The following is a 12,241-nucleotide window of genomic DNA, read 5'->3' as shown; positions in this document are numbered from 1 at the left end:
CCTCGCTTTCAACGTAATTAAAATTGTCACTACAGAGCCCGCGTTGGCTCAGTTTCGCCAAACCGTAGTGACATTTTTATTTTGTTCTACGCCGATGCGCTCCGCGAGGTCGCGGGATCGGGACCGGGCTATCGAAGGACTGACTTTTCCCCATAAGATCAAGGCCTTACGAAGGGAGTGGAAGTCTAGGATGCCAATTGACAAATTTAATGCGGGCTTACGCCTATTGACGCTATTGCCTCGCTTTCAACGTAATTAAAATTGTCACTACAGAGCCCGCGTTGGCTCAGTTTCGCCAAACCGTAGTGACATTTTTATTTTGTTCTACGCCGAGCAAATCAAGCCGACGCTAAGCGCAGTGCGCGAGCGGCTGGGCACTGGCAGCATGAACACCATCCACCGCCATCTGGTTACTTGGCAGGGTCAACAAAAGCCTGCCGCGCGCAAGATTGGCGATCCGAACCCCCGCCTGCTGGCCGCACTGGGCACCGAGTTTTCGCGGGTGGCCGAGGACGCCGCGGCCGACGCCGAGGCCGCACTGGCGCAGGTCATGAGTGAAAACGCGGTGCTGGCCAGCACTGGCGAGGCTCTGGAAGCTGAACGCGACGCCCTGACGCAGGAGCTGCAGCAGGTTGCGACAGAGCGCGACAAGCTTGCCGGCAAGGCGGCCGAGCAGGCAGCAGAGATCGAACGCTTGAATGCAGAGTCGGAGCGGGAGCGCGGCGAACTCGCCGCCGTTCGTCGGGCGCTCGCGCAAGTGGAGTTGCGCCTGGAAGCGCTGCCACACTTGGAGCGCGAACTGAGCGAACTGCGCGCCCAACTGGCGGCGGAACAGGCCGCCCGGGTCGCTGCCGATCGCACCGCCGCCGTCGCCGATGCGCAGCGTGAAGCTGCTGACATCGCCCGAATCCAGGCCAACGAGCGCTTGGCCAACGCCGAATCGCGCGAGCACCAGGTGCGTGCCCAACTGGCTGAAGCGCAGGCCGCGCATGAGCGCACCCGCGAGAAACTAACCGAGGTCGTCGGTCTTGAGGCCGGTGCCCAGGCCGAGTTGCGAATGCTGCGCGAGCAAATTGAGGCCGCGAAGCCGACACCAGAGTCGGCACCAGATCAGCAGACCGGTCAACCGCCGAGCAAACCAAACTCACGGCGCAAGGGGGCGTAGCAACGCCGCTTACCTACCCACTGGGCGGCACGGCCCCCCTCTGCATTGCGCCCTGCCCGCCATACAGTCCTTCCCCTAGCCCTCTTCACATCCGGAGTCATCGCATGCTGCGGTCGTTTGGCCTGGTTGACCAATTTCGCACACTGGCGGCATTCGTTTGTGCCGCCACCCTCGCCTCCACACCGGCTATTGCACAGGATGGCGTACCCGCACTCGCAATCACCGCGCCGAACGGGGCCAAAAGCGTGCTGGTCGCCACTCTCCACGTCCCCTATCAGGGCATGCGCCAGCCGGCGATGTCGGTGCTCCAGGGCGCCACAAGTTTTGTCATTGAAAGTTCGAGGGCCCAAGGTCCACAGCCTGTCGAACTCCAGGGCGCCGATCTACTGGACCCCGAGGTGTTTGCTGGTCGGGCCTCTCGTGCACCATGGGCCCGGTCATTGACCGATACACAGGTTGAATTTCTTCAGCTGCGCGCGAAATGCGCAGCACCTCAACGTCCCGACCTGGCCATCGAAATGCTGCAGCACAAGAGTCCGCGTATGGCCGCCGCGTACGCTTGGATTCCCTGCACAGAATTGAGCAACCTGTCCAGAGACGCGATATTCGCGATAGCGGCACTGCGCTACAACGTAGCGATAGTGCCTCTCGAAGATCAGACCGACTTGGAAAACCGGCGACGCGCGGTCCCGGATCGGATCTATTGGCGCCTGCTGATGGGCGGCTTGAACATCGCCCGCCAGCGAGAGGATTTCCGTCAAGCTGTTATCGCATTCAATCGCGGCGACTATGAGAGGATCGCCGCTCTCGCGAGTCTGGGTAACGAATCTCCAGAGGATGCGGCGATCTATCACCGCCTGATGGTCCACGACCGCAATTTGTCCTGGATGCCGCGCTTGCGCCAAGCCCTCGACGCCGGCGGCGCGGTGGTCGCGGTTGGTGCTGCTCACCTGCCAGGGTCCGACGGACTCATCGCACTCTTGCGAGCGGACGGCTACCAAGTCAACGACATTCTGCTGCCGAATGACACAGCAATGGAGATGCAAGCACCATGATGGATGATGCAATGCATCGCGCTCAAGATGTCGTCTATGGCCAAGACCAAGCCGCGCAGATGCGAAAGGCACCGGGCCTTGCGCGCATCCGCGCGGCAGCATCTGACTCCAGTTGCACGGTATTGGACCAGTCGGTCTGGAAGCGCACTGAGCTGGGCCCGGTCCTTGATCTCCTCACGACTGAAGGATCAACCCAGCGGGTCTACGTCGACGTGCCCATCGCCGCCGTGGTTGGCTTAACGCATCGGAATTTCAGCAAGGCCTTGACGTGGCGCGGCATGCTGCAGGACCTGCACGGTTTTGGCTGGGACGAGCGCGTCATTGACTACTGCGAATCGGAAATCGGCCACCAATCATTTCCCGCCCCTGAGGCAGCGTACGAACTGAAGCTGGCCGCCTACGGCGGGGCTGTGACGTGCACCAACGGCGTCCACCGCCTGGTCGCGGCCGTGAACTGGTTGGGCGCCACGCAAGGTGAACACGCCGTGCTGCGCAAGGTCTCGGTCTGGTACCGGCCGACCGATGCCTCGTTGGTCAGTGCGTTGCGCGCGCTCGAGCAGCAAGGCGCCCGATTGCGTCTCGGCTGCGCCAGAGACGACGCCGGCATCCGCCGTATGTGGTTCATCGAATCAACCACCGCGCACCGCGTCAGCTATTTCCACGTCACGCCCGGACGCTGCACTCCAATTCAGGTCGGACCGCGCTGGGTGGCAAAAGCACGAGCATGGGCGGGCCTAGAGGCCGACGCCGTACATTTCGTGTCGGAGTGGTTCGATATTCCCCCGACCGTTCTCGATACGGTGGTAAAGGATGCTTGGATCGACGCGCAGATCCGCGCGCCCCGCTACGAGGCCCCTCTTGACTAAATGAAGACGGTGAGTCCCGTTGTCCAGCACGACTGGCCTTGCTATTCTTCCCTCGCACGCAGTAGCGCGCACAATTCGCCATCTCGCGATGGTCAACCACCTTGAAATCTACGCACTCCATGGCGACGAAATCCAAGACCGCAGCAAAGAAAGCCGCACCGGCAAAGAAGACCGCCGCCGCCGCGGCCCCGACCATCAAGCCGCTGAAGGACACCTTCACCAAAGCCAGCCTGGTGAGTCACTTGGCCGAGCAGACAGAACTTGAGGCCAAGGCCGTGAAGTCCGTGCTCCTGCATCTGGAGAACACCATCCTGAGTGCGCTGCACAAGAAAGGCGCCGGCGAGTTCACGCTGCCTGGTCTCTTCAAGGTGGTATCCGTGAAGGTACCGGCCACCAAGCGTCGCTTCGGCAAAAACCCTTTCACGGGCCAAGAGCAATGGTTCGAGGCCAAGCCGGCCAGCGTGCGTGTCAAGGTGCGCCCGCTGAAGAAGGTGAAGGACGCCGCTCAGTAAGTCCTCCGCTGCCATTCGTGCCAACGGGAGGCCAAGCCTCCCGTTTTCATTGGCGCGTGTGCCCAACGCAACCCATGAGGATGTCTTGTCTCTCTTTCCCCAGCGTAGCGCGGACGTGCGCCGCTACAAGTTCATCAATTGGAACGTCGTACTGAAGCCGGCTCTGCAAGAGAAATTTGAGAAGGTCATCACTGCAGCCGAGCAAGCAGGCTACCTCGAACGGCTATACGTGCGCGTCGAACGCGAGCACCGAACTGTCACCCTATTCCCAGGCCAGCATCCGGTGGGCGCTTCGCTGAGAAAACAGGGCTCGACAGCGGCGGAGCACGGAGCCGCACTTGTGTTCTCTCAAGCCAAAACCGGCAATGTCGCCGTGCTGCTCTATCCGTACGAGTCTGAATTCATGCGGCAGCCCGAAAAGCTCATCGTTTGGCGAGTGTTCGTGGGCCCGAACGATGTCACACAAAGCGTCATCGACGCAGCCGTGGCCGACGCGTTCCGATACTGGCGCGTATCCAGTGTGCTCGACGGTGGTTCGCGGTGGGATCGTTGGCGCATCGGAATGCTGCGGCGCCGAGACCGTTACCAATCGGCGGAGAAGGCGATGACGACTCGGCCAAGCCTGGTAGCAAGGGCCGTCGGCGCGTTCCTTGCCTGGTGGCCTGTTGCTGCCTTCGTCGCGTTTAGTGCCCTCGTGACGGTCGTGACCGGCTGGCACGACTTCAGCGACAAGTTTGGTGCCGCTTTCCACTCAACATCCACCGCAGCGAAAGAGTCGACGACTACATCAAAGACAGGCCGCGCCAGCGAAGCGGCGGCGGCCCCCTCGACAGCGCAGGATCGCTAGGCCCGCACCCGTAGTTACGGGTTCAACCGAACTGGGGGGCGAGGCATCCCTGTTTTCGGGTAGTAGCTGTAGTACACGTCAACAGCGCGGGCCCAGCAGTCGAGCAACTCGTCCGAGTGGTCGCGTACCCACTTGGCCAAGGCCTCAGCGTTCGGGTGGCTCATTCCGAACGCCGGCGCACCAGTCGCCACGTCGAACGCGCTTCGTGTCCAAGCAGAAAGCGAACGCCTTCGCCTTCTCGAAGGGATAGTCGCAGGGCACCAGGGGGTGCAGCGACTGTAGCGTGGCGGCGCTGGGCACCACAAAGCCTGCGTCATGGAAGTGCTGCCGGCCATGCGCTTCAAAGTCGTAGTCTACGAACCCAGCCGGGCTGTTGTATTCGACCCGCGTAATCTCGGAGGCGGTGATCGGCGCAAACGAGAGCCACCACGTGCCTTCTTTGGTTGTGGTCGATTTCAATAAATGCCGCCGTCTCGTGAGAGGCAGACGCCAAGGATTTTCGACGTATGCGGAAAGGCCCATAAGCTTGGCTTCATCGGGCTTTTCGCCACGACGCGCGTAGTACTCGACAAAGGGCATCAGAGTGGCTGTGTCGGCCGACATCTCCACCGTCAGGCGCACTCGGGTTTTGTTCATGACGATGCCATTCTTGGGTGCGACCCCATCGACGCGGGTCAGATACTCCATGTCTCTCGCGGTCAACGTTTTGTCGCCTGTCGTCAGGCCGTGACCATCAGCATCGGGATCCGTCGTCAGCCAGACCACTGAGTTGCGAATGCTTCCGTCACCATGCTTCACGTGGCCACGCGAAATCCCCATCGAGAGGATCGTTTCGGCGTACGAGACGGACGTGAAATGGTAGAACTTCATCCGCGTTCCTTCATCGTTGTGTGTGTTGATAGTTCAGCAACGCGATTGACCGAATGCGGTGTCAAACGGGTGCCGACAAGCTTTCTTCATTCAATTAGTCGCAACTGTCCTAGGCGCTCCAATCGCTCGCGGTCGGCCTGATCACTATGCTCCGGTGCGACCGGGTGGGCAGCGCCGCAAATCGTGCAGATCCAAAGCTGCACCCGGTGTGCCGCGTCGAACGATGTTACGCCGGCATTTTCGGGAACGTGGTCACGCAGGACGCCACAACTGTTGCAGGCGAGCCATCGTGTGTGGGATCTCATGGGAGTGCTTCGAGGGTTTTGGCCCGTTCGATGATAGCGCGCACGTTCGCAAGGCAAGGTGCTCGCTCATACAGTGAACCAACTTCAATGCCGATTTTGGCGCCACTGAGCAAATTGCTGGCCGTCGATTAGTTCGAAGCCAAACTCGCGCCCGACCTCGGCGGCCCCCGAAGTAAAGCGGCTTGTGGTAATGACGATCCCTTTGCTGGTGCCGCTGCTGCCGCGATCAGCAAAGGCAATGGCCCCATGCAGTTCACGCACGATTTCCGGGCCGACACTGCGATGCGCCGCCCAGCATTTGCATTGTACGATCCAAGATTGGCCGCTCTCGTCAACCGCGTATAGATCGACGCCACCATCGCCATCCCGACTGGCGGCCTGGTGAATCACGCGCAGCCCTCGTTCCCTGAGCAGTTGCATACAATCCCGCTCGAACTCAAACCATGCCGGCCGCGCACCTTCTGGCGCGGTTGATACCTCTTCGTAGATCATGCGCGATGCCGAGCGGCTGCGGTAGACACGCACCCGCTCAGCCTCCGCCATTGCCCCGCGAGTGTGTGGGCGCACGAATGTGAACCCTTCTGGAAGGTGCATTCCATACCGCTGTGCGAGAAAACGCTGAGTCGCCGATGTTGTTGCCGCCCGGCGCAGGTGTTGAGTGACAGCGTGTGGGGCACGACCAGATTCGTGCGCGTGTTGTGTCGCCTGCCGTAGATTGGGCCGGCTATAGCGTACGCGCGGCAGGTACACCACCGTCGTCAAGTCACGGCCACGGCTGCGGCGCGTTGTCGTTCGCGTACCAAACAGCGACTCTCGCTCCTCCACCACAAGAAAGTCCCGGATGATCGCAGCTGCGATCAACTGCAAGCTCAACTCGGCGTCCGTGTTCCACGTCACTTCGCCATCATCATCGCGCGGGCGGATCAAGCGGCCACCTGTTGCGCGCGGCGGATCGCTGGCAATGCCAATCGCGACATGGTGGTAGCGCTGCGCTGCGTCGAGAAATTGGCACGCGAACTCGCCTTGGTTCTCAAAGATCCGCACCGCCACGAATGGGCCGAACGCCACTTCTACTCGTGCGCCCCACGGGATAGTCCATTGCCGAGCTTCCTGTGCTTCGCGCAGCATCGCCTGAATCGTCGCTTCAGCTTCGTCTTCGGTGCCATCGAGCGCGACGCCGCGCATGGCTTCACAGACATCCGACAACGGGACCGGAAAATCGTTTGGCCCGAGGCGCTGGCCCGCGTCAATGAGGTCCAGCATGTCCAGACCGCTGCGCCACATCTCCTCGATGTCGGACAGCGACGCTTCGAGGTTGAACGGCGCACTACGCAATTCCAAACCGTGTTGCCCAGTGTTGGCGAACCAGGGCCGGTGGGTGCCGCCCTGCGTGATCTTGTCATCCAACAGAGCAGCCTCGAACGTCCAACGTGCGGCTTCGGACAACATTTGGTCGCCCGCATCGTTGAGCAGCGGAATCAGCTTGTCGAGCAAACAGAACAGCGCGTACGTGTCATGCAGCACCTCAACACACGCCCGATACGCAGCTTCCGCATCGGGGGCTGGACCCGCCAATGCTGCCAGCCAACGTCCGATCAATGGCGCACGCGCCACTAGCACCCTGCCCTGCTCGGCAATAATGCCCTCACCGAGCCAGTTGCCCTCTTCCGTGACGACCGGTGGTACGCGGTCATATGCCTGTCGCTCTGCAATTCCGCGCACGAAGCCAGCGGCGAGGCGGCGATTCCGATACACCTGCCTGCCCCATGCGACGCGAGCCTTGTCTGTTGCATTTAGGTCGCCTGCCCAGGGCCCGTCATAGTTCAGCTCCGACCAGACGTCTGACGCGGGTTCCGCCCAAAGCGGGATCGCAGGAGCGGCATCGGTTGTGTCAGCCTTTCGTTCGCGCTCGAATGGATCGAATCGCTGACCCTCGCGTGACCCCTGCAGTCCAGGCACCGGATGTTGCCATTGCTGCTCCATGCCTTGGAGTGAGGGAGCGGTTTCCCCAAAACCCGAATGCAACTGCGCCTCAAACCAAACAGTTTGGTACCCCTCCGGCGAAACGGCGATCATGCGAAAGCGACCGCGCTGGCGAATCGCCGCAACCACTGGATCAGCGCTCGGCCGCATCCACCGTGTGTGGGGATGGGGATTCTTTCCCTCTGTCATCAACGTAAAGGAAAACACCATGGAGGGGGTGTTGTTCCAACGCCAACCAATTGCGACGCACGTCCGCTGTCGACGTAGCCGTTGGATGGTGTCACGGTCCTGGGCGATGAACACTATGCAAGCAACGCCATCTTCACCGATCCAGCCAGGTCCGAAGAACCGTTGACCCACCGAGGTTCCCTTGAACGGCTCCGCCAGCGCTTTGACTTGGGCGGCCGTGGCATGTTCTATCGTCGTGGCAACCGCGCGCGCCACCGGCACTCGTTCGTTCCGGGGGAATTGCTTAGCAGGTGGGTTTTGGTCGGCGGGCATAGGCGAATCGGCAAGCTCAGTTCGTTGTGCCATACAGGGCAGACTGGCGATCAGCGGTCAGATGCCACCGCTGGGCAAGGTTGGCCGCTTCGGTGTTGCTGGCCAGGACCGCCTCAGCCTGCGGAAACAAGGCAACGTAGCTCGTTGCAAAGAAGCTCATGAAAACGAGGGCCACGCTTACGAACCTAGCGGCCATCGCCTCCTGGTCGCAAAGCGCTTGTGCATCGCGAATCTGCAGAATGCTGAGCCAGCTCGAGTGCGCGTAGCCGCAGAGGAAGCTGTAGATTTGGCGGATATAGACGGGGTGGAAACCGGCGGCGATGCCAGTGTCGATCCAAGACTGGCCGGCGCGCCATTCGCCCTTCAGAACCTTTTTACGCATCGGTTCGGAATACTGCTGCCAGACGCCGTGGGCTTCGATCTCGATCTGGAGTTGATCGATCCTTGTCTTCTCGTCGGCCAACTTCTGTTGGTGCTCTGGCGCACGTGCCGGATACGCCTGTCGGTCCAGTAGGCCGGCACGACGCCAGATCATATGGCGGAATTGTCGGACCTCCACATCTTTGCTGCCGTAGATGTAGGCGAACGTGAGGTAGGTCTCCAGAGCCGCGCGCGCAAGAATCATCACGGAACTGTGGTCGATGTGAAGATCTGCGCCATACCCGGCAATATCGATTTGGACCGGTTGGGCTATCAGGCGCAGCGAGGCTACGTGGTAACAGAATTTTTTGCCCAGCACTTGCGCATCGTTCATCCAAAGCTGGTCCACCGGGATCTGCTGCCCGGCCTGGGACTCAACGAGCTGCATCACCAACGTGAGCAGGCGCTCAAAGTCCCCCGAAAGATCATGGTTCAGCACTGATGCAGTCATTGCAGATATGAAAAAGCCGCCCGAAGGCGGCTCCTGTAACGTGCGAGTGTGGCCTCAGCCTGCAACCCTTACGCGCCGGCCTGCCAACACCGATCCTGCTACTTTGGGCTCCACTACCGACCGGCGCGCGACCGCCTGTTCGCGCGTCAATTTGGCGAACACGGCGAGGCGCGCGGCGACCTGTTCCGGCTTTTCGGCCAGGAGCGCTTGGCGTCGAATTTTGCGTGCTGTCGGCTTCATGGTTGATCTCCCTTGCGCATTGCGGACAGGACTGCCCCCAGATCGCGCTCAAGTCTCTCAATCTTACCCTTTTTCTCCACGACCCGTGAGTAGCCCAGGCTTTTGTAGAAATCTACCAACTCGGGAATGGGCCGCTGCAATGAGGCCGTCGTGCAGTCAAACGCCGCCGCACAGAATTCCAGGTAGCGCACTGCGATCTTGGCAAAGCGGCCCTGCAGCGGGTTAGGTGCCGGCGCACGGCTGAGCAGGTGGATCGACGCGACCACGTGTCGATTACTGATCCGCCCCAGGATCAAGCCACACAAGACATGCGTGTGATCCGGCAACTCCGCATAAACGGCGGCCTCCACGCGGCGCGGCCGACGGCGAGCCCGTGTCAACTCGCGGGACCATAGCCAGCCTGGGGCATAGCCTCCGAAGGTCCAGCGATCTGCAGCATCGACGTCCGTCCGTCCGATCGGCCGGAAGCGCACCGTTACCCCCTCTTCTACCGCGACGGCCGCGCTGGCCGCCGCGCCTGCCAGCTCGCGACGCTCAGCGCAGCGGCTTTCGGCAGTGTCCCAGTCTTGGCGCTGGGCCGCCATTTTTGAGGTCGGCGACGACATTTCGGTCTGGATGGAGGCTATTGGGCTGATTCTAACATGCCTAAAAGCGCACTCCATCGAGTGAAGTGCGCTTTTTACTGTGGTTGATAAGTATTCTTATCATGTACTGTGAAATTAATGTACGCTTTCGAGAACGTCACTTTTTCGCGTTTTCCAACAGGCCCGGAAACCCAAGCCCGACAACGCTTCGCCGCCCATGGACCCGCTCGACCCCGACCACAACCCTGAACCACCCCCCAGCCTCGAGACGCTGCAAAGTGAAATAAAGCGCACTCGACCCACCCGCCGCCGCGTTGTCGTTCGACGCCACCTCCACCGTGGCCATTTCGCGTTCCTGCGCGCGGTCGTCCAGGGGCTGGATGCCCGGCCGATGTGGGCGCGCTACCTGGCCATCGATGGCGAACTGGAGGCGCAGGCCGAGCTGACGCAGGAGACCTTCGTCGCGCACCCGAAGGTACGGCGCATGACCGCCTGGCTGCGCGCTGAACTGGCGGCGGCCGTGCGCCGCGCCGGCCACTACGGCAAGGTGCGCCTGATCCGCATCGACCTCTCCGGCCTTGCGCAGCGCGGACCCGCGTTGCCAGCGCTGGAGGAGTTCGCGCTGGAGAACGGGCTGGATGACTTCAGCATCGAGGAGCAGCTCGAAGCCTATCGGGAGCGCTTCGGAGACGCGGTGCAGCGGGCCGAGCGCCGGACCAAGCTGATGGAGCGGCAGCTGCGCCTGCTGGCCGACCTGGAACAGGTGCTGGCGGAGCCGGTGCGGGTCGACGACCACTGCCACGCGTGGCTGGCCGCGGGCGTCGCGGATCGGCTGGAGGCCGCCGGCGTAGCCACCATCGGCACCCTGATCGACCGTATCAACAGCCTGGGCGGCGGCTGGTTCCGCGCGCTGCGCGGGGTCGGCGAGAAGAAAGCCCACGCCATCGAGCGCTTCCTGCGCGCGAACGCCGACACGCTGGCGCGCAAACTGGGCGAACACGCCCGGATCCCGCGCCGGCAACTCACCGCGCACGAGCGTGACCGCGTGGTGGCATCCGGCACTGGCCTCCTGCCCCTGGAAAAGATCGTTGTGCCGGCCGCGCTCGACGGCAGTAACGGCCGTTTCCGGCGGCCCCCGGTCGAGTGCCTGCTGGACGCCCAGAACGACTACGAGGCGGTACTCACCTGGCTGCGCTCGAAACCGGGGCTGCCGCCTGCCGAGATCGCCCGGCGGCGCACCGGCCGGCGCGATGTCATCACCGAGCCCGGCCCGCTGGATTGGCTGCACTACCTGTCCAACACCCAGCGCAGTTATCGCAAGGAGGCAGAACGCTTTCTGCTGTGGGCCATCTGGATTCGGCGCAAGCCGCTCTCGTCGATGACGACTGAGGACTGCGTCGCCTACCGCGATTTCCTGGCCGACGTGCCCGACGACTGGTGTGCGCCACGCTCTCGGGAACGGTGGACGCCGAGCTGGAAACCGTTCGAGGGCAAGCTGTCGCCCGAGTCGCAGGCCTATGCCCTGACCGTGCTGCAGAACCTGTACCGGTACCTCAACGACAAGAACTATCTGAGCGGCAATCCGTGGGGCGGCGTGCGGGCGACGAATGGTGGCAAACCACAGCTGGACGTTGGGCGCAGTCTGACCGAGGACCAATGGGCGTTTGTGGTGGAGCGCCTGTTCCTGCTGGAGCGCACGTCATCGAACCTGCGGCTGCAGGTCGCCTTGCCCTTGCTCTACGCCACGGGCTTGCGTCTCGCGGAGATCGTGGGAGCGACAACGGCCGACCTGGCATGGCGCAGTCTCGCCCTCCCCCGCTCCGGCGAACGCATGGACGGCTGGTGGCTGACCGTGGTCGGCAAGGGGTCGCGTGTACGTGAGGTGCCAGTGCCCGATGAGGTCGTGCACGCGCTGGGCGCGTACCTGGACTCCCGCGGCTTCCCCAGCGACCCCGCCCAGATTCGTGAGCCGGTGGCCCTGCTCGGCCACGCGACCGATCAGGCTGAGCGTGCGCCGTGGGCAAAGCGGGACACGGCGAGCCCTGCCGCTCCGCTGACGCCGGGTGTGCTCTACCGGCAGATCAAGCGCTTCTTCCAGGCCTGCGCAACCGAGTTGGAGGCAACCGATCCGCAGGGAGCAGCACGGCTGAACGAAGCCAGCACGCACTGGCTGCGACACTCACACGCATCACATGCCATTGCCGCCGGCACGCCGGTCGAGATCATGCAGCAGAACCTGGGGCACAAGTCGCTCGACACCACGACGGTCTACGTGACGTCGGAAGAGGCCATTCGGATGAAGGAGCTGCGGGGGTTTTGGAAGCGTTCGTGATTTTCGAATGCGGGGGCCGCAACTTCCCCGTCTTTGCAGGCTTAGCCGGCACTGTCCTTAAGCTGGCGCCAAGATCAAACGAAGCCCGTCCTTCATTGGGCTAACTTTCA

Annotated in this window: 11 protein-coding genes; 6 read left to right on the top strand and 5 right to left on the bottom strand. The window is 62.3% G+C overall.

Features of this window, described 5'->3' with window-relative positions; all coding sequences use genetic code 11:
- The first annotated feature begins 319 nt into the window (after nucleotides 1-319).
- The 5 genes from ACUXH0_RS15600 to ACUXH0_RS15580 all read left to right on the top strand — a co-directional run bounded on the left by ACUXH0_RS15600 (nucleotide 320) and on the right by ACUXH0_RS15580 (nucleotide 4,445).
- Entirely contained in the window at nucleotides 320-1,165 is an 846-nt protein-coding gene (locus ACUXH0_RS15600; protein WP_012435602.1) for a DNA-binding protein, read from the top strand.
- Between the two features lie 104 nt (nucleotides 1,166-1,269).
- On the top strand, nucleotides 1,270-2,220 hold the full coding sequence (locus ACUXH0_RS15595) for a TraB/GumN family protein (protein ID WP_012435603.1): 951 nt from the start codon (nucleotides 1,270-1,272) through the stop codon (nucleotides 2,218-2,220).
- Nucleotides 2,217-3,086, top strand: a complete 870-nt coding sequence (locus ACUXH0_RS15590) for a hypothetical protein (RefSeq protein ID WP_021197350.1) — start codon at nucleotides 2,217-2,219, stop codon at nucleotides 3,084-3,086. Before ACUXH0_RS15595 ends, ACUXH0_RS15590 begins: the two co-directional genes overlap by 4 nt.
- A gap of 119 nt (nucleotides 3,087-3,205) precedes the next feature.
- Nucleotides 3,206-3,598, top strand: a complete 393-nt coding sequence (locus ACUXH0_RS15585; RefSeq protein WP_012435605.1) for an HU family DNA-binding protein — start codon at nucleotides 3,206-3,208, stop codon at nucleotides 3,596-3,598.
- 85 nt (nucleotides 3,599-3,683) lie between these two features.
- Nucleotides 3,684-4,445 (top strand): hypothetical protein, encoded by a 762-nt coding sequence (locus tag ACUXH0_RS15580; RefSeq protein WP_004635272.1) that lies wholly within the window; start codon nucleotides 3,684-3,686, stop codon nucleotides 4,443-4,445.
- A 144-nt stretch (nucleotides 4,446-4,589) separates the two neighbouring features.
- On the opposite strand, the gene ACUXH0_RS15575 is transcribed toward ACUXH0_RS15580, so the two are convergent.
- The 5 genes from ACUXH0_RS15575 to ACUXH0_RS15555 all read right to left on the bottom strand — a co-directional run bounded on the left by ACUXH0_RS15575 (nucleotide 4,590) and on the right by ACUXH0_RS15555 (nucleotide 9,820).
- The gene (locus ACUXH0_RS15575; RefSeq protein ID WP_004635270.1) at nucleotides 4,590-5,315 is read right to left on the bottom strand and encodes a hypothetical protein; all 726 of its coding nucleotides are present in this window, start codon (nucleotides 5,313-5,315) and stop codon (nucleotides 4,590-4,592) included.
- A 389-nt stretch (nucleotides 5,316-5,704) separates the two neighbouring features.
- Complete coding sequence (locus ACUXH0_RS15570; RefSeq protein WP_004635269.1) at nucleotides 5,705-8,104, bottom strand: restriction endonuclease; 2,400 nt, start codon at nucleotides 8,102-8,104, stop codon at nucleotides 5,705-5,707.
- Nucleotides 8,105-8,120: 16 nt separating this feature from the next.
- Nucleotides 8,121-8,975 carry a DUF5677 domain-containing protein gene (locus tag ACUXH0_RS15565; RefSeq protein ID WP_004635267.1) on the bottom strand — a complete coding sequence of 285 codons (855 nt, stop codon included), beginning with the start codon at nucleotides 8,973-8,975 and terminating at the stop codon, nucleotides 8,121-8,123.
- Nucleotides 8,976-9,029: 54 nt separating this feature from the next.
- Entirely contained in the window at nucleotides 9,030-9,215 is a 186-nt protein-coding gene (locus ACUXH0_RS15560) for a hypothetical protein (protein WP_004635264.1), read from the bottom strand.
- Nucleotides 9,212-9,820: a hypothetical protein gene (locus ACUXH0_RS15555; protein WP_225694715.1), complete on the bottom strand. Its 609-nt coding sequence runs from the start codon at nucleotides 9,818-9,820 to the stop codon at nucleotides 9,212-9,214. Before ACUXH0_RS15555 ends, ACUXH0_RS15560 begins: the two co-directional genes overlap by 4 nt.
- Before the next feature lie 196 nt (nucleotides 9,821-10,016).
- On the opposite strand from ACUXH0_RS15555, the gene ACUXH0_RS15550 reads away from it, so the two are divergent.
- The gene (locus ACUXH0_RS15550; protein ID WP_012435607.1) at nucleotides 10,017-12,131 is read left to right on the top strand and encodes a phage integrase family protein; all 2,115 of its coding nucleotides are present in this window, start codon (nucleotides 10,017-10,019) and stop codon (nucleotides 12,129-12,131) included.
- The last annotated feature ends 110 nt before the right edge of the window (nucleotides 12,132-12,241 follow it).

The sequence above is a fragment of the Ralstonia sp. 110700041-2 genome (genome assembly GCF_056280165.1).
The sequence above is the reverse complement of the archived record's forward strand: the minus strand, read 5'-3'. Positions and strand labels throughout refer to the sequence as shown.

Bases quoted from the DNA above. Each gene is read 5' to 3' on its own strand.
- ACUXH0_RS15560 (WP_004635264.1), bottom strand. From the start codon at position 9,215: ATGAAGCCGACAGCACGCAAAATTCGACGCCAAGCGCTCCTGGCCGAA.
- ACUXH0_RS15570 (WP_004635269.1), bottom strand. From the start codon at position 8,104: ATGCCCGCCGACCAAAACCCACCTGCTAAGCAATTCCCCCGGAACGAA.
- ACUXH0_RS15585 (WP_012435605.1), top strand. From the start codon at position 3,206: ATGGCGACGAAATCCAAGACCGCAGCAAAGAAAGCCGCACCGGCAAAG.
- ACUXH0_RS15555 (WP_225694715.1), bottom strand. From the start codon at position 9,820: ATGTCGTCGCCGACCTCAAAAATGGCGGCCCAGCGCCAAGACTGGGAC.
- ACUXH0_RS15550 (WP_012435607.1), top strand. From the start codon at position 10,017: ATGGACCCGCTCGACCCCGACCACAACCCTGAACCACCCCCCAGCCTC.
- ACUXH0_RS15575 (WP_004635270.1), bottom strand. From the start codon at position 5,315: ATGAAGTTCTACCATTTCACGTCCGTCTCGTACGCCGAAACGATCCTC.
- ACUXH0_RS15565 (WP_004635267.1), bottom strand. From the start codon at position 8,975: ATGACTGCATCAGTGCTGAACCATGATCTTTCGGGGGACTTTGAGCGC.
- ACUXH0_RS15595 (WP_012435603.1), top strand. From the start codon at position 1,270: ATGCTGCGGTCGTTTGGCCTGGTTGACCAATTTCGCACACTGGCGGCA.
- ACUXH0_RS15590 (WP_021197350.1), top strand. From the start codon at position 2,217: ATGATGGATGATGCAATGCATCGCGCTCAAGATGTCGTCTATGGCCAA.